Origin of the sequence: Agaribacter marinus, from assembly GCF_030160655.1 — a bacterium.
GTDB classification, from domain to species: Bacteria; Pseudomonadota; Gammaproteobacteria; order Enterobacterales; family Alteromonadaceae; genus Glaciecola; species Glaciecola marina.
Genome location: NZ_BSOT01000005.1, coordinates 24,763 through 47,616, shown reverse-complemented (window position 1 = coordinate 47,616; position 22,854 = coordinate 24,763). Strand labels below are relative to the sequence as shown.

Here is a 22,854-nt window from a genome sequence, read left to right as displayed (position 1 = left end):
TACATTAACATTTTGTAACATTTGCTATACGTAAACCCAATGTTGATTGTTAACAGTTAATGAATAAATGTTGAACTTATTAACAAATGAGAGTAAAAATTCACACATTGTTAAAATCAGTAACACGGAAACAACATTTTTGGGGATGATAACAGTAGTTTTTAACAATAAAGCCGTGGGCTATTAGAACCAAAAAAAATAATTTTAGAGGACAAAATTATGCACACAAATAGGCGTTCTATTAGCACAGGTATAGCGCTTTCTCTTGCCCTGCTTTGCGCTGAAGTGTCCGCAGACACTTTGCAAGTCCAAGCAGAAGCTTTTGTAAATTCGGGGGGCACCTTTGATGATGGCCAACCAAATCCTGTTACTATCTATAGTGTTAATGGCCAAAGCGCTATTAACTTTGTCAATGCTGGAGATTTCGTCGAGTATGATATCTCCGCTGAAGGCGGCGAATACGACATTGAATACCTTGTCGGCACAAGTGTTCAATCCGGCCCAAGTATCGAAGTATTAGTTAATTCAAACGGCATTTGGCAAAGCCAAGGCACGGTGGATGTTCCTTTTGGCAGTTGGGACAATTTCCAAGCATTGACACCGTCTCATACGGTGTCATTACCGGCAGGTGCATCTGCTATTCGTTTGCTCGCGGTAGGGTCGACTTGGCAATGGAATTTAGAGTCATTTACTCTTACTCAAGTTACACCTATCGACCCAGTTGGGGATGCTGATGGAGATGGTGTTAATGACGATGTAGATCAATGCCCTAATACGCCAGTTGGCACAACAGTAGGCAGTGACGGTTGCGAGATTGGCGGCGGCACTGTCGGCGATTCATTTGTAGTTGAAATGGAAGCATTTGATGCGACAGGCAGTGACGATGCTAGAGCACAAGGTGTCATTATTGGTGAACGCGGTTTCCCCAATGATAAGCATACTGTTGTTGATAGTGTTCAAACCACAGACTGGGTTGATTACTCTATAAACTTCCCAGTATCTGGAAATTACAGCATCGAGATGTTAGCGTCAGGCCAAACCTCTCATGCCACTGCGATTCTGTTTATAGACGGCACAGAAATCAGTGAGTCGTCAGTTCAAACAGGTAATCAAGCGATATTTGAGGATTTCTTACTGACTGACTCAGTATTTATTAGTGCTGGCTCTCATACGATTAGAGTTCAAGCAGGCAGTTCTACTGGCACATTCAGTTGGCTTTGGTTTGGTGATGCCCTTAGCTTCACTAATGTAGACGGTGGTTCGGTTACCGATACCGACAATGACGGCGTGCCAGACAGTATTGATCAATGCCCTAATACACCCACAGGCGCGACTGTTGATGCTACTGGTTGTGAAGTTGTCGTAATTGGCGATGCTGACAATGACGGCGTACCTGATAACGTTGACCAGTGCCCGAATACACCCGCAGGCGCAACTGTTGATGCTACTGGTTGTGAAATTGTGGTGATTGGCGACGCTGACAATGACGGTGTACCCGATAACGTTGATCAATGCCCGAATACACCCGCAGGCGCGACCGTTGATGCTACAGGATGTGAAGTTGTCGTAATTGGCGATGCTGACAATGACGGTGTACCCGATAACGTTGACCAATGCCCGAATACGCCAGCAGGTGCGACCGTTGACGCTACTGGGTGTGAAGTTGTCGTAATTGGCGATGCTGACAATGATGGTGTTCCGGATGATGTTGATCAATGCCCTAATACGCCTGCGAACACGGCTGTCGACGCTGATGGATGTGCTACAGGTGGAAATGGCCCAGGCAGCGAGAACGGACTATTGTACGGTGAAGTTGCAGGTGCAATGAACATAACGGATGCCAATCCAAATTGGGAACGTACGACGACGTTAAACCAAACGGAAGATTCTATAAAAGGCAATACGACCGAGATATACACTGGTGTGATTTACGATGCTGATGGGCACATTTCGTTCTATGAAAACATTGATGACAGCGTTCGTTTATATATAAATGGCGCATTGGTGCTATCAAATGATAGTTGGGAAGATGCCTCACAAACCGCTGACTTGAATTTAGCGCCTGGCACACATACGTTTGAACTGCGTATTGGCAATGCTGACGGTGGTAGTGGGCCAGTTAGTGGTATCGGCTTTGGTATTGATGTAAACGGCGGCACTAACTTTGTTCATCCATCCGCGCTAACTACCAATATCTTTACTTCTACCGGAGAAGAAACTGGTAATCCGAATGAGCAACAAGAAGGCGATATTATTATTCAGTTAGAAAACTTTGTTTCTACTGGCACTAATGGTCGCGTCGGCGGTGATACTGTTGAAGGGTTTGGCGTAACGACCACAGGTGTCAACTGGGTAACAAATGGTGACTACGGTGACTATAATGTGACCTTTGCTGAGCCAGGTACATATCGAGCATACATTACAATTTCGGCACAAAATGCAGGTAGTTACGGCGCGCGAGTCGACATCGATGGTGAGCCTGTTGCATGGGGTTATTTCGCAGAAACGGGTAGTTGGGATGTTTCCGCTGAAATAGAGCTATATGGCGGTAATTTTGTCGTTGAACAAGCCGGTGCTGTGACCGTTCGAGTAGAAGCAGTTGGCGGTTCAAATTGGCAGTGGAGTGGCGATCAAGTCAGGTTTACACGCGTCGGTGATGTTACCTCAGTACCTGCCCCACCTTACGATCCGAGTGAACATTTTGTTGCGGAAGTTGAAGGCCCTGCAACAGGCAGTTTACCGTTTTTGATGGAGCCAGTAAGCATTCCTGAAAACAGGAAAGTACAAAAGTCTGACGTATGGTATACCTATCCGCAAAATCGTGAATTACCAGGATTTGATGATTTTGGTGCAACTGGCGCATTTTGGGGTCATCCGCCCGAAGATGAATTCTATGACGAGACCGTTATTATGGATTGGGCGGTAAACGTAGTAGATACTTTCCAAAGTGAAGGCTTTGAATATACTGCACGTGGTGAATTTGACTGGGCGTTCCGTTGGTTTACGGAATATACAACAAACCCTCAACCTCACTTTGTACGTACGCTCGACGACCGTGATGTAAGAATGACCTTCATGGGGTATTTAAGCTACAACGGATACAATAATAATTGGTTAAGTAATCACAGCCCAGCGTTTGTGCCTTACATGAAATCTCAGGTCGATCAGATTTTAAAAGCGAACCCTGACAAGTTAATGTTTGATACGCAAACTAATTCTACGCGCTCGACAGATATGAGCACCTTTGGTGGAGATTTCTCGTCCTATGCGATGGCAAACTTCCGTATCTGGTTAGATAAGAAGTACAGTAGCGCTGAACTTACCGCGATGGGAATTAGCAATATATCAACGTTTGATTATGGCGATTTCTTGAGAGCTCAAGGCGTTACCCACCGAGCCTTTATGCAAGCGGCGGATACTATCTCTGGGAACGTGCCGATGCTAGAAGATTTCATCTACTTCAACCGTGATGTTTGGAATCAAAAGTTCGGTGAAGTGCTTGAGTATATTCGACAGTTACAGCCAGATATTGAAATTGGTGCGAGTACCCATCTGTTTGAATCAAGAGGTTACATTTTTAACGAAAACATTACCTTCTTGTCAGGCGAGCTAAATTTGGGCGCCAGAACCACCACGGAAGAATTACCCACCAATATCCTTGTTCACTTGAAAGGTGCTCAGGCGGTTGACAAAACATTGGTTTATTTCCCTTATCCTTGGGAATTTAACGACCTGCGTGAAAAAGATATCCCTCGCTTCGGCCGCGGCTGGATAGCGCAGGCTTATGCATATGGTGGTATGTTCTCGATTCCGGCCAATGTGTGGGTAGGTGGTGAAGTATTCACATGGTCACCTGGGGCTGATAACTATCGCGATATATATCAATTTGTCCGCGCACATGAAACCTTGTTTGATGGATACACATCGTATTCAAAAGCTGGACTTGTTCATGCGATGTACTCATCGATGAAGGCTGGCTTTATTGACGGTGGCAACCAAATACAGTCAAGCGTTAAAATTCTAACTGAAGATAATATCAATTTTGATTTACTCGTGTTTGGCGATGAAGGTTATCCTGTTGTACCTCGTCAAAGTGAGTTTGATAAATTTGAACATATTTTCTTTGACGGCGATTTAAATTATTTAACTACCGAGCAACGAGCAGTTCTAGATGCACAAGGCAGTAAAGTAAGGCACATCGGTCAACGTGGAACCATTGATGGTTTGGACATTAATGTCACAATCAATGGCACTGTATCAAACGAAACCGTGTCAGCGGTATCTCGTATCCACGAAACAGATGCATCTGCACCTTATGTTGTTCATCTAATTAACCGTCCATTCGCGAGCGGCGTAACGCCTATGCTAAGTGGAGTTGAAGTGGCTGTGCCACAAAGCTACTTCCCAGATAGCATAACGTCTGCAACATTGCATTTACCAGACGGCACGAGCACTGTGCTGAGTGTTTCTACAAATGGTAACGGAGATGCTGTAGTCACTGTAGATAACCTTGAAGTTTGGGGTCTTCTGGAGTTTGGGCATTAATTTCTTAAACTAATGCTATAACATGAAGGGTCTCATTTGAGACCCTTTTTTTATATGAAGCAAAGCAGTAATAAAATAAACGACAATGCCCTACTTGCTTGCAAATTTGGCTAATAAAAACACAATATAGACTTTAAAAGTGTCTATGGTATGATTGATTCACAATTAAGTTGTTGTATTTAAGTGACGATACAAACCTACACCTTACGTGTAATAATCTTAAAACAAACAGCCAATGGGGAATCTATGGGACGTTTTTTTGGTTTATTTTTTGACTTTGACGATCAGCAAAAAGCTGTTATATCAAAGCTGAATGAAAACCCTATAAAATCTAGACGTGTAATTGGGCGGGGGACCTTAACTTCAGATGCTAGCGAAATACGCAGCACTGAAAAGTTTCAAGCTTACATGGACCGAGCGTCTAAATTCGTCTCTCGTAATTAGTCTTAGTTAACGACACTTTTTCTACAATCACTCATTCAGTAAGGCAATCGGATTGCTACTACTTATATTATTACCCATCTTAACCTCCGGGTTTTATATCTGGAACAATAGTCCATTCTTCTTTTATAAATTACATCGTTACGAAGGGCAAATGTTGTACCTTAAAAGCGCATCTTCTGGCTTGTTATGTGTGCTTTGCGCAGGCGCAATTTTACTCCCAATCAGTTTTTACATGCCAAACACCATTAATGGCATCAATATCGATATAGAAACATGGGTTTTTACCTTACTTATTGATGCCTTACAAACAAGTCCCCCCGTCGCCAAACAACTTACTTGGATATTACTAACGACCGTCGCCGCACATATCTTTGCTTGGCTGTTGTGCAAATTACATTACCTAAGACTGAACGCCTTATCGAAAAAGCATCAACAAGACTCATTAGTCATTTTAATGGCTGGCGTGTTATCTGATAGCCCATTGGATGCAAAATTATTTGAATCATACGCGGGAAATGAACCCATTCTGATCACTTTATCAAACCGCAAAGTCTATGTCGGTGTTGTTAGTTCATTAGGCGAACCCACCGAAGTTGAAGGAATGGATCAAGAAATAAACTTAGTCCCAATTATGAGCGGTTATAGAGACAGCCGAGATCTCACTGTCACTTTTAATACAGAATATCAAACGATTGAGAAAAATGATGATCTTATGCTAACTATTCGTCAGGATCTCATTGAAACTATTACTAAATTCGACTTTGATGTATATGAAGAGTTTACTAAACAAAAAGTGACAGCAACGGCCAAAACAAAAGTCACATTCAACCCCAAAGAAAATTCATTCACTTGGTTTACGTCTTAAAAAACTACTCACAAAAAAACGCCCAAAAAAAAAATATCCTCCTGTCACGAACCTTTCGTCAACGCCATTCGTCTTTACTATAAAAACCATTAAAGGACGCAAGTGTTACAAAGTGAATTAGATCTTTTAGTCATGTCAACTAAGCGCGGCAATCAAGCCGCCTTTAACGCATTGATTAATCACTTTCATCGTCCGCTAACACACTACGCATTAAAGTTATGCGGTGATCCAGAATTAGCGAAGGATGCCGTACAAGAGACTTGGATAAGCACCGCAAAACAAATACGGAAATTGAATGATCCGAAAGCATTCAGGTGTTGGCTATACAAAACACTGAAATGGCGAGTAACGGATGCAGTTCGCAAACAGCCGCGAATAGAATCATTTACATATAGCGACGCTACTTATGATGACGAAACAAACGATGAAAAAAGTGAGTTACTGAAGATGATTGCGCAACTGCCAATCAATGAACAGGAAATTGTCCACTTATTCTATTTTTGTGAAATGAAGTTAGCGGAAATAGCAAATTTACAAGATGTGCCCTTAGGCACAGTAAAATCAAGATTAGACAGAGCAAGAAAACAGCTCCATGTAATTTACCAAAGGTAATCTGCATTATTCGGGTTACGTAACCTAAGAGGCACCTATGAAAATTGATCGCGACATAAAACAAGCTCTCAACGAAGACGCTTCGCATCTCGATGAGATATTATTGCAAGAACCCGGGTTGTTCAGACGAATAGGATACAGCTTTAATAGCGGCATGAGATATTGGCTTTTTCTTGTGTATGCATTGGCGTTAATCAGTGCTGCCGTGTATGTGTATTGTGGATACAATTTCGTTACTGCTCCCGAACTTGATGACCGAATATTTTGGGGCATCTGGTTTATCTTCTCATTCATTATTCACATTACCTTAAAACTTTGGACATTTATGGAAATGAATCGCACTTCCACAATGAGAGAAGTCAAGCGCATTGAACTAGCCGTCGAAAAACTGCAAACATTAATTGAAAAAGACAGGAGCTAATGCACCGCGATGTCTATTGAAAACATTATCGCATGGATACTAGTGCTACTATATTTACTTATTTCCATGCTTAATTCATAACGCCAATACTTGATAACGCTGTACAGTCATTGGTCAAAAAAATCTAAAACGGTTTAATCGATGAGTAACTTTTGACCACTCGTAAATATCTGACAAGCACTTGTTAATTTGTTGTTAATACTTTATAGTCGAAAATAGCATCAATTATTGATGCTATTGGGTCTTGGTAGTTGCTCTTTGGATAAGAGCCGACCAAGTTGAAGTTAAAGCGCGGAGCGCTTATTCAGGAGCAATATTTGTGATATTAAACCATTTATTTGGCATTTATACCCACCCTAAAGAAGAGTGGAAAACAATAGATAAAAAGCATGAATCTTACTTTTATGCACTTACTCATATTTTGGTCATTGCCCTTATCCCCGCAGGCATGGCTTATTACTCGTCATCCATACTTGGCTGGAGCATTGGCGCAGGGCCAACTGCAGACATTATTACCTTAACTCATCAAAGCGCACTGGCCATGGCTGTTGGCATGTACTTTGGCTTGGTGGTTGGCGTTATTGCGTTAGCAGTACTCATTCACGAGTTAGCGAAGTCTTTTGATGCAGAACCAAACTATACACAAAGTTTAGAGATTGCTGCATACACTGCCACACCACTGTTCATGGCAGGTTTTGGTGCATTCTATCCTGAGCTCTGGTTCTTAATGATGATTGTACTTGTAGGATTATCTTACTCAGTTTACTTACTATACTCCGGTGTACCAATCATGTTGCATATTCCTGAAGAGAAAGGCTTTATTTTTTCTAGCTCGGTCGTTACCTGTGGTTTAGTGCTCATGGTAATATTAATGGCCGGTTCAGTCATATTATGGAGTATGGGCTTCGGACCTCAATACGCGTGATTTAAATCGAAAAGAGTGTTTAAGCAAGAATAAAAGACCGCTAAACACTCTTTTAAATGCATAAGCTAAAGCCACCGAGTGTGTGCGCTCTTCAGATCATTTCACTGCATAATTTCCCATTAGCCTGAGCTTGCTTCGCCACCTGATGCACCCACCCCCTCAATATAAAATCAGTTAAATGTCATAAAGACGTCAGGTATTTCTTCAGCGCTTGCCTTACAGTCAGCCACAGATAACCAACATGTAAACCTTATTTCAATATCGGCTACTGTTGACTTTATAACACTCATTAATTTTTAAACGGAAGGTATATGATGAAACGATTGAGTATTTCAATTGTACTGGTTATTTTGCCACCAGGCTTAATACCTAAACATTTTAACCCTAAAGTCGTGTCGCCCGATGGGCGATTTGAAGGTGGCACATTTACTCCAGACCTGAAAACATTCTATTTTACGAGAAAAAATGGTCAATATAAAAACCGCACCTTTTTTGTTATTCAATATGAAAAAAATGGCTGGGGCCAAGCGGTTGAAACAGATATAAGGTGGCCTCAATTTTCTGCTGATGGCAATATTATGTATCTAGAACAGAAATACAAGGAGCGAATGGATAGCGCACCCGCACATTGCGCCGGATGAGTCCTACTTAATGTGGGATGTGTTACGAGACGGCGGCCATGGCGGTTCTGATACTTATATCAGCTTTAAGCAGCAAGATGGCACTTGGTCACCGGCAACGAATATAGGCTCACCTATTAACACAGACCTCCATGACACTTCGCCGCAGGTATCCCATGACGGAAAGTACCTTTTTTTCTCTCGAGGCGAGTGGCAAACAAAAGAAGACGGCGAGCGTAACTGGGTGGGTAAAATGTTTTGGGTAGACGCCATGGTAATTGAGAGCGTAAGGCCTAAACAGTAAGCCATTTGACTGTTCCGCCCCAACGCCTTCAACTTATTACAAGATGAGACAAACAACATGCTATATTGATGTTGTGTTTAATAAATTTATTTTAAATCATGAGATTGACGCTACATATTATTGATGCATTCACCGACACCTTATTCAAGGGTAATCAGGCAGCTGTAATTTTATTAGATAGTTGGATTGACGACCAGTTAATGCAAAATATTGCCAGTGAAAATAATTTATCTGAAACAGCTTTTTTAGTATTAGAAGACAACCAGTACCATATTCGGTGGTTTTCTCCTTTGGCTGAAATTCCATTTTGTGGACATGCGTCACTAGCTTCTGCCTTTGTGCTTTTTAAACAACAAGTTGAGTCTACTTACTTTAACTTCTACGCAAAAGCTGTTGGTGACTTTATGGTAATACAAGGTGACGAAGGCTATATCGAAATGAGCTTCCCAAACCTAGCACCTAAGGCGATTAATGAAATACCAGAAGCGTTAATTAAAGGGCTCTCTTTAGCGCCTAAAACCGTTATGCGCAGTGAACAGGCGTACTTCGCTATTTACGACAACGAGTTAGATGTGTATGAAGTTGAGTATAATAGTGCTTCATTGACTAAGCTTGCGCCATTTGACGTTGTCGTAACGGCCCATTCTAACAATTATGACTTTATTTCTCGTTATTTTTGGCCTGCAAATGGCGGTGATGAAGACCCAGTGACAGGCTCAATTCACGCTGGTTTAGTGCCTTATTGGGCTGAAAAATTAAACAAAACATCACTAATAGCCCATCAAGCATCTAAGCGCGGGGGCTTATTAAAATGTCGTATGGCAGGTGATAGAGTGATTGTGAGTGGCAAAGCTGTACAATACTTAAAAGGTGAAATCACCGTTTAAGTATTGTCACCTATGAAGAGTAGCGAATGAGCTATTCATCATATAAGCTAAAGTTAAGGTATTTACGCACTAAGGTAACAATGGATTTTTTAACAATCATTGAATTTTGGTTTAAACCCGAGCATCAGCCATTTTGGTTTCAAAAAGATGAAAAATTTGATCTGAAAATTATTGAAAAATTCTCCGACATTCACCGCTCTGCTAATGCGGGAGAACTTTATGAATGGCGAAATGAACCACTTGGCAGACTAGCTGAAGTTATCGTTTTAGATCAATTCTCCCGCAATATGTTTCGTGAAAGTGCCAATTCCTTCGCCAGTGATTCTTTAGCGCTAGTATTAGCGCAACACGCAATACAAGCTGGCGATGATCAAAAGCTGAACACAATTGAACGCAGCTTTTTATACATGCCATACATGCATAGTGAATCGCTTGTTATTCATAAGGAAGCAACAAGGCTTTATGAACAAAATGGTATTAAAGTAAATCTTGAATTTGAATTAAAACACTTGGCAATTATAAAACGCTTTGGTCGCTACCCTCACCGAAACAAGATACTAGGCCGTAAATCTTCTGCTGAAGAAATTGCGTTTTTACAACAACCCGGCTCTTCCTTTTAAACAATAAGTTTTGAGAAAACGTCAAAAAGTAATGTTCTGTCGCCATTAGAGCATGAGCAAAGTTCCTTAAGAAAAGTGTCCTGAAAAAGTTGCGCAGAACACTTTTCAAAAGCAAAGTTTTTAGTCCAATAGTTTTAGCTTACATTTACCAAAACGCACTCAATTAAAACGCATAAGACAATGTCACCGAAAACGTGCGTCCTTCGGATGGTTTCACAACAACCGAATCGAATAAATCCGCTGACGTATAGTACTCTTCATCCAATAAATTATTCGCTTTTAACAGCACAGAAAACGGACCCTGCGCGTACCCTACGGAACCATTCCAAACCGTGTAACTTGGTAACAATATGGTTTGAAGAACATCAGTGTAGGTTGAGTCTACATACGTTACACCGATACTTGCATTAAACTCCCCTTCCCCGAGAGCTTGTGACCAATTTGTATATACACTGGCTATATTGTCGGGTAAGCCCCCACGTTCAAGTTCAACGCCATTGCCGACGAAGGCCGACCGTATGCCTGCAATACGACCACCATATACTTCCCATGCCTCTAGCCCATTTTGCGCGGCAAAATCAGCCCCGTTAATGACAGCTAAGGCACCATCACTTATTTCACTGGTGTCTGTATTGGTTGCAGTCGCGGTAATAGACAAATTCTCTGTTAACAGGGCTCTCAATTCGAACTCTAGGCCCTTACCAAATACGGCAACCAACGCATTCGTTTGGCCATCACGGAATGTCTTTTCTTGGTCATAGTAAGATAATGCAGTATAAAATCGCCCGTCTAATAAATTGGCTTTTACGCCAACTTCAGCCAAGCTTGATTCTTGCAAATATTCACTACTCTCAATGGTGCTTGGAATGATACCGCCAAGTTGGTTAGTACTAAGCGAATTGGTTTCAGAAAATGTGAAGTAAGGAACAATACCGTCGGCGTTATAAGATACACTAACATTGTAGCTGAATGCAGAATCACTGCCGGTAATCACGCCATTGCCTTGTGGCTGGCCAAAATAACTCACCCACGTATCTTCTGATTCAACATCAAAATAATCATACCGCCCCCCTAAAATAATACTGAGTTTGTCAAACGTAATGTCGGTAAGGAAGAACAAACCAGTATTTGCTGTCACAGAATCATGACGCTCATTAAAGTTACGTAAGAGCGTACCTTCAATACCGGTTGGGTTACCGTCAGCATCTCGCACAATATTTGCAAATTCGTAAGGGTTTACGACAGCAGGTGAAATTCTGTCGTTTGGCGTGGGGCCAACAGTAATATCTCTGAAGTCAAAGGTTTCATCAAAGAATGCGGCATTGTTCGACAAGTCTTCATAACGATAATTAGCCCCGATGATCGTGTTAGCTAAAAATCCATCAAATTCTGTTTCGAAGTTCAAACTACTGCGCAGCTCAAAAAGATACGCATCTGGATACAATGCAGTAAAGCCCCAGCTTTGATACTTTGTGTGGTCCATATAATCGTAAAACGCCTCATTTTTCCACACCATGCCATTGCTTAGTTCATGAGATAAATCAAAATAGAGCGTAAACGTGGTTGTATCAGCAAAATCGAGTTCATCAATGAAGGTCATTTGGTGATCAAGTTGAGCGGTGCCGACATTTGTGAGTTCAAATGGGTTTATGTCAGACGTACCCGCCAAAAAGTTCCCGAATGCTCCAGGGCAGGAAATTTCAAAACCATTGTACACAGCATTGCCCTCACCTGCGCCAGCAGCCGAACAGAAACTACCGGTATTTGAAAACGCATTATTTAAAAACCCCGGCGCAAAAGGTGCAACAAATGCTGATTCCTGTGGCAATAGAGTATCAGCACCAATAGGGTTATCAGAGTTCAACACTTGCGGTAAGCCCGTTATGTAGGTGCCATTGTCGATAAGATCTTGCGTTACCCGCGTCCACCCTGGCACTTGAATACTGTCTGAACTTTGGTATTGAATACCAAATTCAAGGGTAGTGTAATCACTTAAGTCAATATCCACTGCAGCTTGGACCAATTCACTGCTTGGATTGTAGCCGTCAAAATAAGACCCTGAATCTTCTATTTCAGCAAAAATGTTTACGCCGCCATACTTCCCCCCAAGCGAAAACGGAATGCCAATGCTGCCTGAGAGTATCTGCTGGTCATATGTACCAAGTGTGACATTGACGTCGCCGGCAACATCTTCAATATATTTACTGCCGTCCACTTTCGCCGATTTAGGGATGTAATTTAGCTGACCACCAACACTGCCACTCCCATAAAGAGGCGATACAGGCCCCCGCAATATCTCAAGCTTTTCAGCGCCTCGAATGATGGTATTAAATGCACCAGGATTTGCTATTCGTTTAAAACCTCTAAAATAGTTATCCGCAGGTTCGCCTCGAATATCCATCGCCCCTTTAATACCAAAGAAAGAGCTTGTAAATGCGCCTGGCGTAAGGTGCACCAAATCATCCACACTTCTCAAGGCAAATTTGTCGACTAAATCTTCACTAACTTCGGTCAAGGAGCGCGGCGTCTCAAACAAACTCTTGTCTAAACCAAAAGCACTGCTGCTATCTTCCGATGGCATGATGCCGTAATTGTCAGACGTGGCGCCCGTTACTTGTATCCTCTCTACTTTTGATTCGTTATTTTGTTCTTGTGCCGTATCCTGTGCTACAGATAAATGTGAAGTAAACGCTGCAAAGAGCGCTATAGCAATCGATGAGTATTTAAGTTTGGCCTGCATAATTGAAATTTTTCCTTGCGAGTGTATGACGTTTCTACATCATCAAATCGCAAGATAAATGCCAAATATTAGACCATATGGTCAACAAACGATATATCGTGTTATTTAAAACACAGAAAGACTAAAATTTAATAATTAAAAATCAATAAGATAGGGGATTAATTTAAAAATGAAAATGTTACATTTTACTCAAGTGTAGATGAATAACTTGGTTTAACTTATTGATCATGGGCGATATCAGGCGCACCAAAACGATCAACTTTTATTAATAAAAACAATCGATTGTTTCATTGTTGTGCAAATAGACTAGGTCAGAGCGCAGTACCGACACTCTGACCGATATCATTGATAACCTTAGTCAGTCCCCATATTATGCATTTCAAGGTTTGTTAATTCAGTTTGAATGCGCGGTGTAGTACTAACAGATTCACCTCTTGCTTTGTCAACCCGCTCTAAATATGCCTGATCAACATCTCCAGTCACATAGTCACCATCGAAAACAGAGGTTTCAAATTTAGTTATCGATTTATTCTCTAACGATACGGCATCAACTAAATCATCAATGTCTTGGAAAATAAGTCCATCAGCCTTTATACAATCATTGATTTGCTCAATTTCTCGACCATAGGCAATAAGTTCAACCGCTGACGGCATATCAATACCATATACATTCGGGAACCTAATTTCTGGTGCAGCTGACGCAAAATAGACTTTGTTTGCACCAGACTCCCTTGCCATTTCAATAATTTGCTCTGACGTCGTACCGCGTACAATAGAGTCGTCGACAAGTAGTACATTTTTACCCTTAAACTCAGAAGAAATTGCATTGAGTTTCCGACGAACAGACTTTCGGCGCATCGTTTGACCAGGCATGATAAACGTCCTGCCAATATAACGATTCTTAACAAAGCCCTGACGATAAGGTAAACCAAGTGTATTAGCTATTTGAAGGGCAACATCCATTGACGTTTCTGGAATCGGAATCACAACATCAATGTCTTTATCTGCCCATTCACGTTTGATTTTCTCTCCCAGTTTTGTCCCCATATTCACGCGAGAGGCATAAACAGAAATGCCATCGATAAATGAATCAGGGCGAGCAAAATATACAAACTCAAAGATACAAGGGTTGCATACTGCATTTTCGGCACACTGCCGCGTAAACAACTCCCCCTCTTCTGTCACATAAATTGCTTCTCCAGGCGCGACATCTCTCACAAACTGGAAACCAACGGCATCAAGCGCAACGCTTTCCGACGCGACCATGTATTCATCACCTTTTTCGGTCTGGCGTTTACCCAATACTAACGGACGAATACCATGCGGGTCGCGAAAGGCAACCATGCCATAACCAATTACCGCAGCAACAACTGCATAAGCGCCTCGAATTTTTTTATGCACTTTTTCAACCGCATCAAAAATGTCGTTTGGCTGAATATTCATTGAAGCATTAGACTGCAATTCATGCGCAATAATGTTTAGCAGAAGCTCTGAGTCAGACGTAGTATTTATATGTCTACGCGCAATACGAAATACTTCATCTTGGAGTTCATGCGCATTAGTTAAGTTACCATTGTGAGCAAAAGCAATACCGAACGGCGAGTTTACATAGAATGGTTGGGCTTCTGCAGAGCTAGACGAACCGGCCGTTGGATATCGACAATGACCAATTCCGACGTTACCACTCAAACGCTTCATGTGACGCGTGTGAAACACATCTCTTACCAAACCATTTGCCTTACGCAAATTAAACATGTTGTTTTCGATGGTCATTATGCCAGCTGCATCTTGCCCTCTGTGCTGCAATACGATAAGCGCATCATAAATCGATTGATTTACTGGCTCTTTTCCCACGATGCCGACAATACCACACATAAAAAGACCTTTACTGTTGGGGCGAAATAAAGCTCGAGCCTTGTTTCACAAATTCAAAAAACCATTCAATAATAAAACCGAATTCAGGGATCAGCAGGGATGACTTCCACCACTCTGCTTCAGCTGAAGAAGTAAATGTATCTAGGAAAAACAATGTCGCGCTAACGATTAACACACCGCGCAAAGCGCCAAATACTGCACCTAACGCGCGATCGGTGCCAGATAAGCCGGTCACTTTGATTAACTGAGAAATGATGTAATTTATTAACGCACCGGCAATTAAGGTACCAATGAATAATATGGCACTCGCGACACCATTTCTGAGCAGAGGGTCGCTAAACTGAGTAAGAAATTCGGCCAACACTGGGTGAAATTGGCGAGCAACAAAGAAGGCAGAGATCCAAACAACTAAGGAGATAGCTTCTTTGACGAAACCCCTGACAATACTGATGATGGCGGAAAAAGCAATCACACCCAATATCGTAAAGTCAAACCAATTCATTGATAGGTTGATCCTAAGTAAATAAGCACCGCTAAAAATTGGCGCGAAGTGTACCAGATTAGATTACTGAGCGCTAACCTCAAATTCAGTAATTTTTCCACTTAAGCCAGTGATTTCTTTTAAGTGAGGTAGCGCATTTTCTAATTCAGATTTAACAAGCTCGGGGCCCACAAATACTTTGGTTAATACGCCCATCCTTGTTTGAATTGGACGGCTATACGTACGATACCCAGCTCCCTTTACACTGCGCATTAATTTTCTTGCATTCGCTTCATCACTAAAACTGCCTAGCTGAATAACCCAGCCAGACTCTTTAACGTCAATTTCAGGCACAACAGACTGTTCAGTATTAGTCTGTATATCAGCGTCTGAACGTTCAGGTTCGCTTTCATTTACATCATTTTGTGCAGCCGCTTGCGCGCCATCAGTTGACGGCTCCACAAGCTCAGAGTCAGACGCACTTGAAACGACACCGTCAAGCGGCTGCTCATCCAAAATTTGCAATGGCCTGTTTACAGCTTGCGCTACCGCTTCTGTATCAAATTCAGAGGCCTTTTTTAAGCTTAAATCTTCCGGCGCTTCTGGCACATTCACAAAGGTTTTGTTGTTTACGTTTTTTTCGCCGTCTAGAAACTGAGGCAACAAAATTACAGCTAAGGCAACCACAATAATGGTACCAACGACTCTGTTTTTAAGCGCACTAGACATGTTATACAACTTCCGTATTCAAAAATAATGGGATAGCGTCAGCTACAGTGACGAATGAACCGAATATACATATAATATCAGTTGGTTTGGCGCTTTCAAGCGCCGCAGCTACGCCCTCTTTTATACTATCAAATGCCATAATATCTTGTGTATTGCTTGAGCCCTGTTTTTTTGCTAAATAGCTGACTAGTCTTTGAGCAGACTCTCCTCGATAAGTTCCAATCGAACATACATACCAATTGGCGCCAATCGTTGACATAACCTCAAGAGTAGCCTCTATATTTTTATCTTTAAGCATACCAACCACAAAGTAGACATTGATATCTTGACCAATTTTTTTTACTTGCAAGTACTGGTATTTCAATAATTGAGCATGCAAATACGTCGCTGCTTGTTGATTATGCGCAACGTCAGCAATAACCAACGGCTTGTTATTCAATGTTTGTACTCTGCCGGGGAGCCTGACCTTGTTTACGGCATTTGCGACTAAGGTAGCATTCTTCAAGCCAACCAATAGTTGTTCTTGTAGCTCTCGGTCTATATGCGCTAATACATGTGTAAGTTGCCATACCGACGCCAACGCTGTCATTACATTTTGCGCAGGCACTTGCGGATTCTGCCAAGAATAACGCTGTATACTTATAGTATTAACAACATCAGCATTGACAAGGTCAGCATTGCCAACATCGCTCAGTGTAAGCAAAGGGGCGTTAATTTCCCCACTTCTGGTGCCCACCTCACCCGAGCTTAGTGTTTCTTCAAGCACTGAATAATCTTGGCCGTATTTCAACACGTCTTGTTGCTCTGTTATGAACAGGTGCTTACTGTATGATATGCCAATCTCACTCGGCTTGAACCCTATGACGACTTTAGATTTTGGCTTAATTATCCCTGCTTTTTCATTCGCAATACCTTGTAACGAATCACCTAACCAGTCTTGATGATCAAGGCCAATGCTAGTCAGGACAGCGACGTCTGCGTCGATAACATTCGTTGCATCCAATCGACCACCTAAACCAACTTCCAGAATAATGACCTTAACATTGGCGTCACAAAAACACACTAAAGCGGCTAAGGTTGCATATTCAAAATACGTCAGAGGCGTTGCGCCTTGCGCTTCGTGTACTTTTTCAAACGCGCTGCAAATCACGCTATCTGATACTTCTTGTTGATTGACAACAATACGTTCATTGAAGCGCTGCATATGAGGCGAAGCGTAACGGCCGGTCGAAATATCACAAGCATTAAGGATGCTTTCAATTGTGCCGCAAGTAGTACCTTTGCCGTTAGTACCAGCCACGGTAATTACGCTAAGCTCACGCATATCCAGATTGAGATTATCAAGTACCTGTTTGGTTCTTGATAATCCCATATCGATTTCTTTTGGATGACTTTGCTCAATAAATGTTAACCATTGAGCCAGTGTTTTTGACATTTAACTCTCGTCGTTAGAGGGTAACTTAGCCAAATCAGGAGTCGCGGTTCTATGCAATTTTGACAACACACGGTAAAGTGTGTCTTTCATTTCACGTCTATCAACAATCATATCGATAGCGCCTTTTTCAAGCAAAAACTCACTGCGTTGAAACCCTTCAGGTAATTTCTCACGAACCGTTTGCTCAATCACTCGCGGACCAGCAAAACCAATGAGTGCTTTTGGTTCGGCAACATTGATATCACCTAACATCGCTAAACTCGCTGATACTCCGCCCATTGTAGGGTCGGTCAATACCGAAATATAAGGTAAACCTTTATTGCTAAGTTTGGCTAATGCTGCGCTTGTTTTAGCCATTTGCATAAGCGACAGCAAGGCCTCTTGCATACGCGCACCACCACTGGTCGAAAAACACACAAATGGGGTGTTATTTTTTATAGCTGCATTTACACCTTCAACGAATTTAGCACCAACCACGGAGGCCATAGAGCCACCCATAAAGGCAAATTCAAAAGATGCCGCCACCACCGGCATACCATTCAACGACCCTTTCATAACAATGAGAGCATCTTTTTCATTGGTATTTTTTTGAGCTGATGAAAGCCTATCTTTATAACGTTTAGAATCTTTAAACTTCAAAATATCTTGAGGTTCTAATTCTGACGCGACTTCTTCACGCCCAGCACTATCAAGAAAAGCATTTATACGTGCGCGCGCTGTTATGCGCATATGATGCCCACACTTTGGGCATACCTCTAATAATTTTTCGAGTTCAGATTTGTAAAGCACTGATTGACATGATCCACATTTGGTCCAGATCCCCTCAGGTACATTACTTTTTATCGATGATTTGGTTTTTGGCAGTATCTTTTCGATCCAGCTCATTCATAAATCCTGTTAATATTTTTATTCTAAGAGCGAGCGTTTTATCCCCAAGTCTAGCCCGGGTACGCAATTGCGCCCAATTAAAGCATATAACCGCGCTATAAAAAACCTAATTCATAGAAATCTGATCAGTAAACGCGCCCTAAACCGTTAGTGGTTGTAACTTTTATTATTTTACATTAGATTTACGTTTTGGTTATTTTACAATCAACTAAGACATAACCGGAGTCGATTATGGCAGACGAGTCTAAATTAAGTCCTTATGAAGCCGCTTGTGCTGCCATAAATGTGTACAACACACTCTCCGGTTGGTCAGCATTTCAACAGGATAAAAAAAATAACCCAAAACCTTCCCGAGGAATGGCGCAATGGGATACCGTAAGTGACGAAGTAACCGGCAGTGGCGACTACGCTTTTAACAAGGGTCAGCAGTTAAACCGCACATTTGAAGCAAGAACAGTTGGCGCAACAACTGGTTTTGGTTACATTTTGTCCTTTAAAAAAAATGGTGAAAATCATGCCGTTGTCGCAACCAGAGGCACTCGTCCAGAAATAGGCCCGCCTGATTTATTAACAGATTTTTATGCCACGCCTACTGGCGTTGTTCAAGGGAGTCTAGTCCACGCTGGATTTGCCAATACATTTGCATCTATGCGTAAAAATCTCAATGAGAGTCGAGCGCTACAACAAGCCTCACATATACACTGCGTTGGCCACAGTTTGGGCGGCGCAATAGCAAATCTTTGCGCTTACTACTTAAGTAAAAACACAAACAAAAATGTTAATTTATATACCTTTGGCGCTCCACGAGTTGGTTTGCATTTTGGCTTTCCAAGCGCACTTGAATCACAACTAAAAAAAGAAAATATTTATCGTGTAAGCCACACAAATGATCCTATTACTTGGATACCTACGTTCCCTTTTTTACATGTCCTTGGTGCCGACAATGAAAGTAACAATATTTTACTGAAGTCTCCCGCCGCACCTGGCTCAATGGCTAATCATAGTATGGCGACTTATGCAGCTACAATGAAGAACAATAACGCTTGGGCAAGCGTAAGAGGAATGAAACACCTCCCGGCATTTGAAGACAGGTTAATGGCAAACGTCTGGAAACAAGAGGCATCAGGTATTTTAGACAATACAATGAAGGCAGGCAAACTCGTTGGAGGCGCTATTGTATGGGTATTAATGAAAATTCTCAGGGGTTTACTAAAATTATTGGCAGGTGCAGTCATTGTGTTAATCGCGACGCCAATGGATTTAATTTGTCGCTTGCTTTGGACTGGTGCACAAAAAGTTGGTGATTTAGGGAAATTGGTTTGGAAATGGATTACAAAAGTGGCTGATTGGATAGGTATAAAGCTGAAATCTGCCAAGGATTTAACCACCACAGTGCTTAGATACTTGTTGGAAAGGTTCATGCTCTTTGTACAAGCGGCCTCATTGACAATGATACAAAGTGCCAGCATTGTAGATGCAAATCAGATCTCGCTTTTCGGACATCTGGCAACTGGCATAATGTATCCAATTTAATCATAGCCAATTTAGACAGAACCGGTAGCTAATGACAAAATAAAAAAAGCAACACGCCCTAGAAAAAATGAAAGCAAATAAGTGACTTTCTGCCATATTGGAGTACATGAATTAAATGAAGTGGATACTCATTATTGAGACAATTTTTATTGGCATTGTGTTGTTTGCTGCAATCCCAATGTGGGCAATGGTACCAATGTTTTTTGGTGTGACTGAGACCTCCTCAGCTAACGACGCAAAACCGATTTATGTATTACTCCTATTATTTCCGATCGTCGCAATTGGTGCACTAATAGTTGCATGGAATGCTGCTCCCTCAAGCATACTTAGGCCAGTGATGATGCTACTGCCCATTTTACATATAATCGCGTTATTTATGGTTAGGCTAAAACCTTAATGCCTAAATCATTATTTTACTTTTTAAGGCTATGTATTGCTGCGCTATGCACCTTACCTTTATCTTGCGTGACCGCTAAAGACAACCTAAAGTCTGAAATCAACGCAATCGTTCCAGGTAAGATGATAACAATTGATGCGGGCTGTTTTACCATTGGCCGGGTAAAACGTGACGATGAATATGCCGAGTCCGACGAACATCCACAAGATCTATGCATTGAAGAATTTTCAATTTCTGCGTTAGAAGTGAGTACTCAAGCCTTTAGTCAATTTGTTCAATCTTCAGAATACGCTTCGTATCTGCAATCATCAGACAGTGACGTATTAAGCTGCTGGGACAACACTCCTATTAACGGAGAGCGCACATGGGATTGGTACTCTTGGCCTTCTTGGTCAGCTCGAAATAAAGATAAATCATTACTGAGTACACACCCTGCTACCTGCATTAGCTTTTACGACGCGATGGCTTACATTGCGTGGTTAAATGAGAAAACGGGCAAACGCTATAGATTGCCTACTGAAGCCGAATGGGAGTATGCCGCTAGAGGGCGTAACAATGATTTTTTCGCGCAAACTGTGCCAGCTCATATTTGTACATACGCTAATATTGCTGACGCCAGTCATGCAACGCCTGATAACTTTAAATGCAACGATGAACATCCAGCACTTGCCACGATCGGTCATTTCAAACCAAATAGCTTTGGACTGTATGACATGATAGGTAATGTTTGGGAATGGACATGTTCAAAACATGACCCCAGCTTTGATGGAGCAGAAGTAAGATGCTTACCGCTAGATAACCCCGGTAATAGAGTATCTAGAGGTGGTTCATGGGACGATAACGCAATGGGAGCACGAATTACAAACAGAAGCGCAATTCCCCCTCACGTGCGTATTTCGCTTCAGGGTTTCAGATTAGTACTGGATACAAAAAAGTAAATCAGCCAGATGTCAGTTCTGCATATGTCGCGATGTCAAAGTCGATGATATTTGCACAACCATTGTTATCTACCAACACATTGTTGTGATTGATATCCCCATGTACGATGCCTTTCCTTTTTAGATAGTCTTTTGCTTCGTTTAAGGTCTTATGCACTTTTTCTAATGCTTGAGGATTATTTTCATTTCGAAGAAAGGCAAAAAGCGTTTGCCCTTCAATGTATTCCATCATGATATTTGGCTCTTGATGATCATCATGACCAATATCTAAGAATGTGGCTATCAAATGATGGTCTAGTGTTGCCAATATTTGCGCCTCTTTAGTAACCATATCCAGTGCATCGTCGGACGAATGCGCTAATGAAAAATACTTCACTGCCACTGAGTGCTCGATTAAACCATCACTTCGCGTCGCTTTGTACACATCGCTCATACCACCTTGTCCGAGTAGTTCAACGATTTTATATTTGTTATCAATGGTTCTACCCAATCGAGATATTGGGTTATCGCTCAACATAATTTCGTCATAAATTCTGTCGGTCAAATCATCCAATGGACGCTCAATGTGGCGCAACAATCTCTCAAGCTTTGTGGCAAGCTCAGGTTGACTAACAGTTAGTTCAATATACGTTTTGCAATGAAGAGGATCATCTGATTTAGCGAGTTCTTGAAACAGTGTATAAAGTTTACTCATTCGTGTTTACGCACTCAACTCTTCTAAATACCAAGCTTTAGCAAAATTTAAATCGTTATGCACGGTACGCATGGATATGTCTAATATGTCGGCAATTTCCTGCGGCTTTAGGCCTGCATAAACACTCAAATTTAGCACATCAGTGCAGCGGGATTTTACATCGCTCAAGCTTTTATCAGCAAAATGAAGCTTTGCATGTAAATCACAGGTATCTAAAACATTGTCAGCATGCGTATCATCGATTTTTTCTAAGGGCGTCGATTCGTCCAATGAAAGATCTATTTCACCGCTTCTTTTCTTTGCACTAGATTTTCTAAACTGGTCAAAAATAACAGATCTTACTACTTGCGATATAAGTAAATACAAATCTTTACGGTCACATACTACTTGGTCACGATGGGAAGAAAGCTTTATATAGCAATCATGAACAATAGAAGTGGTCGTTTGAATACAAATATCAAGCGGCTTTATCTCATTGTCATGTTTGAGTTTTTGTTTTCGTACTTCATGCTTAAAAAGCTGATAACAAATTGAAAATAACTCATTGAATGCTAATTGATTTCCTTTTTTCCATTCATGAACAAGGTCAGTGATAGGTGCTTGCTGCATGGTATTTTCAGTTTTTGTGCACATTAAGACCTCTTGCATAGATACATCAAACGAAATCGGTTTTCGACTTAAAATTTTAGTACGCCAAAAAGATATAAGATTCAGCGTGTTTGTGCAATGGCGCAGCACAAAATCTACATTTTGGTAAAAATATTTTCATGCCTTGCATTTTCTACTTTCAAATACGTGCCTACTAAACAAAATCCTCATCATTACTATGAATAGCAAGTAAACAAATATGTTGAAAAACACATCGACTTTTCGTTAGCAACACAATAGCTGTAAGCGTCTA

General features: G+C 41.5%; 21 protein-coding genes. 13 read left to right on the top strand and 8 right to left on the bottom strand.

Going from position 1 to position 22,854, the window contains the following annotated elements; genetic code table 11:
- The first annotated feature begins 219 nt into the window (after positions 1 to 219).
- The 10 genes from QQK00_RS20470 to QQK00_RS01865 all read left to right on the top strand — a co-directional run bounded on the left by QQK00_RS20470 (position 220) and on the right by QQK00_RS01865 (position 10,243).
- Entirely contained in the window at positions 220 to 4,545 is a 4,326-nt protein-coding gene (locus QQK00_RS20470) for a thrombospondin type 3 repeat-containing protein (RefSeq protein ID WP_431307716.1), read from the top strand.
- 246 nt (positions 4,546 to 4,791) lie between these two features.
- Positions 4,792 to 4,989 (top strand): hypothetical protein, encoded by a 198-nt coding sequence (locus tag QQK00_RS01905; protein ID WP_284215794.1) that lies wholly within the window; start codon positions 4,792 to 4,794, stop codon positions 4,987 to 4,989.
- A 151-nt stretch (positions 4,990 to 5,140) separates the two neighbouring features.
- On the top strand, positions 5,141 to 5,854 hold the full coding sequence (locus QQK00_RS01900; protein WP_284215793.1) for a hypothetical protein: 714 nt from the start codon (positions 5,141 to 5,143) through the stop codon (positions 5,852 to 5,854).
- A gap of 102 nt (positions 5,855 to 5,956) precedes the next feature.
- Positions 5,957 to 6,466: an RNA polymerase sigma factor gene (locus QQK00_RS01895; RefSeq protein WP_284215792.1), complete on the top strand. Its 510-nt coding sequence runs from the start codon at positions 5,957 to 5,959 to the stop codon at positions 6,464 to 6,466.
- Between the two features lie 37 nt (positions 6,467 to 6,503).
- Positions 6,504 to 6,887 carry a DUF6768 family protein gene (locus tag QQK00_RS01890; RefSeq protein WP_284215791.1) on the top strand — a complete coding sequence of 128 codons (384 nt, stop codon included), beginning with the start codon at positions 6,504 to 6,506 and terminating at the stop codon, positions 6,885 to 6,887.
- 319 nt (positions 6,888 to 7,206) lie between these two features.
- Entirely contained in the window at positions 7,207 to 7,812 is a 606-nt protein-coding gene (locus QQK00_RS01885) for a Yip1 family protein (RefSeq protein WP_284215790.1), read from the top strand.
- A gap of 311 nt (positions 7,813 to 8,123) precedes the next feature.
- Positions 8,124 to 8,453, top strand: a complete 330-nt coding sequence (locus tag QQK00_RS01880) for a hypothetical protein (RefSeq protein ID WP_284215789.1) — start codon at positions 8,124 to 8,126, stop codon at positions 8,451 to 8,453.
- Positions 8,454 to 8,463: 10 nt separating this feature from the next.
- On the top strand, positions 8,464 to 8,736 hold the full coding sequence (locus QQK00_RS01875; RefSeq protein ID WP_284215788.1) for a hypothetical protein: 273 nt from the start codon (positions 8,464 to 8,466) through the stop codon (positions 8,734 to 8,736).
- A gap of 98 nt (positions 8,737 to 8,834) precedes the next feature.
- Complete coding sequence (locus tag QQK00_RS01870) at positions 8,835 to 9,623, top strand: PhzF family phenazine biosynthesis protein (RefSeq protein ID WP_284215787.1); 789 nt, start codon at positions 8,835 to 8,837, stop codon at positions 9,621 to 9,623.
- Between the two features lie 80 nt (positions 9,624 to 9,703).
- The gene (locus tag QQK00_RS01865; RefSeq protein ID WP_284217537.1) at positions 9,704 to 10,243 is read left to right on the top strand and encodes a DUF924 family protein; all 540 of its coding nucleotides are present in this window, start codon (positions 9,704 to 9,706) and stop codon (positions 10,241 to 10,243) included.
- Positions 10,244 to 10,406: 163 nt separating this feature from the next.
- Here QQK00_RS01865 and QQK00_RS01860 read toward each other — a convergent pair whose 3' ends face one another.
- From QQK00_RS01860 to accD, 6 genes are all read right to left on the bottom strand, one after another.
- Entirely contained in the window at positions 10,407 to 12,983 is a 2,577-nt protein-coding gene (locus QQK00_RS01860; RefSeq protein WP_284215786.1) for a TonB-dependent siderophore receptor, read from the bottom strand.
- A 354-nt stretch (positions 12,984 to 13,337) separates the two neighbouring features.
- Positions 13,338 to 14,858, bottom strand: a complete 1,521-nt coding sequence (purF, locus tag QQK00_RS01855; RefSeq protein ID WP_284215785.1) for an amidophosphoribosyltransferase — start codon at positions 14,856 to 14,858, stop codon at positions 13,338 to 13,340.
- Between the two features lie 10 nt (positions 14,859 to 14,868).
- The gene (locus QQK00_RS01850; protein WP_284215784.1) at positions 14,869 to 15,360 is read right to left on the bottom strand and encodes a CvpA family protein; all 492 of its coding nucleotides are present in this window, start codon (positions 15,358 to 15,360) and stop codon (positions 14,869 to 14,871) included.
- A 63-nt stretch (positions 15,361 to 15,423) separates the two neighbouring features.
- Positions 15,424 to 16,068, bottom strand: a complete 645-nt coding sequence (locus tag QQK00_RS01845) for an SPOR domain-containing protein (protein ID WP_284215783.1) — start codon at positions 16,066 to 16,068, stop codon at positions 15,424 to 15,426.
- 1 nt (position 16,069) lies between these two features.
- A complete protein-coding gene (locus tag QQK00_RS01840; protein ID WP_284215782.1) occupies positions 16,070 to 17,503 on the bottom strand; it encodes a bifunctional folylpolyglutamate synthase/dihydrofolate synthase in 1,434 nt (477 codons plus the stop codon).
- The gene (gene accD, locus QQK00_RS01835) at positions 17,504 to 18,388 is read right to left on the bottom strand and encodes an acetyl-CoA carboxylase, carboxyltransferase subunit beta (protein WP_284215781.1); all 885 of its coding nucleotides are present in this window, start codon (positions 18,386 to 18,388) and stop codon (positions 17,504 to 17,506) included.
- 234 nt (positions 18,389 to 18,622) lie between these two features.
- Between accD and QQK00_RS01830 the strand changes: the two genes are divergently transcribed.
- The 3 genes from QQK00_RS01830 to QQK00_RS01820 all read left to right on the top strand — a co-directional run bounded on the left by QQK00_RS01830 (position 18,623) and on the right by QQK00_RS01820 (position 21,259).
- The gene (locus tag QQK00_RS01830) at positions 18,623 to 19,924 is read left to right on the top strand and encodes a lipase family protein (RefSeq protein ID WP_284215780.1); all 1,302 of its coding nucleotides are present in this window, start codon (positions 18,623 to 18,625) and stop codon (positions 19,922 to 19,924) included.
- A gap of 115 nt (positions 19,925 to 20,039) precedes the next feature.
- Positions 20,040 to 20,321 carry a hypothetical protein gene (locus tag QQK00_RS01825; protein ID WP_284215779.1) on the top strand — a complete coding sequence of 94 codons (282 nt, stop codon included), beginning with the start codon at positions 20,040 to 20,042 and terminating at the stop codon, positions 20,319 to 20,321.
- Positions 20,321 to 21,259, top strand: coding sequence for a formylglycine-generating enzyme family protein (locus QQK00_RS01820; protein ID WP_284215777.1), 939 nt, complete (start codon positions 20,321 to 20,323; stop codon positions 21,257 to 21,259). Before QQK00_RS01825 ends, QQK00_RS01820 begins: the two co-directional genes overlap by 1 nt.
- Position 21,260: 1 nt before the next feature.
- Here the strand turns inward: QQK00_RS01820 and QQK00_RS01815 are convergent, their stop codons facing one another.
- Positions 21,261 to 21,953, bottom strand: coding sequence for a serine/threonine protein kinase (locus QQK00_RS01815; protein WP_284215776.1), 693 nt, complete (start codon positions 21,951 to 21,953; stop codon positions 21,261 to 21,263).
- Positions 21,954 to 21,959: 6 nt separating this feature from the next.
- Positions 21,960 to 22,586, bottom strand: coding sequence for an ECF-type sigma factor (locus QQK00_RS01810; protein WP_284215775.1), 627 nt, complete (start codon positions 22,584 to 22,586; stop codon positions 21,960 to 21,962).
- Positions 22,587 to 22,854: the final 268 nt, after the last annotated feature.

Excerpts from the sequence above, each read along its gene's own strand:
- QQK00_RS20470 (WP_431307716.1), top strand. The coding sequence starts at position 220 with ATGCACACAAATAGGCGTTCTATTAGCACAGGTATAGCGCTTTCTCTT.
- QQK00_RS01905 (WP_284215794.1), top strand. The coding sequence starts at position 4,792 with ATGGGACGTTTTTTTGGTTTATTTTTTGACTTTGACGATCAGCAAAAA.
- QQK00_RS01900 (WP_284215793.1), top strand. The coding sequence starts at position 5,141 with ATGTTGTACCTTAAAAGCGCATCTTCTGGCTTGTTATGTGTGCTTTGC.
- QQK00_RS01890 (WP_284215791.1), top strand. The coding sequence starts at position 6,504 with ATGAAAATTGATCGCGACATAAAACAAGCTCTCAACGAAGACGCTTCG.
- QQK00_RS01880 (WP_284215789.1), top strand. The coding sequence starts at position 8,124 with ATGATGAAACGATTGAGTATTTCAATTGTACTGGTTATTTTGCCACCA.
- QQK00_RS01875 (WP_284215788.1), top strand. The coding sequence starts at position 8,464 with ATGTGGGATGTGTTACGAGACGGCGGCCATGGCGGTTCTGATACTTAT.
- QQK00_RS01870 (WP_284215787.1), top strand. The coding sequence starts at position 8,835 with ATGAGATTGACGCTACATATTATTGATGCATTCACCGACACCTTATTC.
- QQK00_RS01865 (WP_284217537.1), top strand. The coding sequence starts at position 9,704 with ATGGATTTTTTAACAATCATTGAATTTTGGTTTAAACCCGAGCATCAG.
- QQK00_RS01860 (WP_284215786.1), bottom strand. The coding sequence starts at position 12,983 with ATGCAGGCCAAACTTAAATACTCATCGATTGCTATAGCGCTCTTTGCA.
- purF (WP_284215785.1), bottom strand. The coding sequence starts at position 14,858 with ATGTGTGGTATTGTCGGCATCGTGGGAAAAGAGCCAGTAAATCAATCG.
- QQK00_RS01850 (WP_284215784.1), bottom strand. The coding sequence starts at position 15,360 with ATGAATTGGTTTGACTTTACGATATTGGGTGTGATTGCTTTTTCCGCC.
- QQK00_RS01845 (WP_284215783.1), bottom strand. The coding sequence starts at position 16,068 with ATGTCTAGTGCGCTTAAAAACAGAGTCGTTGGTACCATTATTGTGGTT.
- QQK00_RS01840 (WP_284215782.1), bottom strand. The coding sequence starts at position 17,503 with ATGTCAAAAACACTGGCTCAATGGTTAACATTTATTGAGCAAAGTCAT.
- accD (WP_284215781.1), bottom strand. The coding sequence starts at position 18,388 with ATGAGCTGGATCGAAAAGATACTGCCAAAAACCAAATCATCGATAAAA.
- QQK00_RS01830 (WP_284215780.1), top strand. The coding sequence starts at position 18,623 with ATGGCAGACGAGTCTAAATTAAGTCCTTATGAAGCCGCTTGTGCTGCC.
- QQK00_RS01825 (WP_284215779.1), top strand. The coding sequence starts at position 20,040 with ATGAAGTGGATACTCATTATTGAGACAATTTTTATTGGCATTGTGTTG.
- QQK00_RS01820 (WP_284215777.1), top strand. The coding sequence starts at position 20,321 with ATGCCTAAATCATTATTTTACTTTTTAAGGCTATGTATTGCTGCGCTA.
- QQK00_RS01815 (WP_284215776.1), bottom strand. The coding sequence starts at position 21,953 with ATGAGTAAACTTTATACACTGTTTCAAGAACTCGCTAAATCAGATGAT.
- QQK00_RS01810 (WP_284215775.1), bottom strand. The coding sequence starts at position 22,586 with ATGTGCACAAAAACTGAAAATACCATGCAGCAAGCACCTATCACTGAC.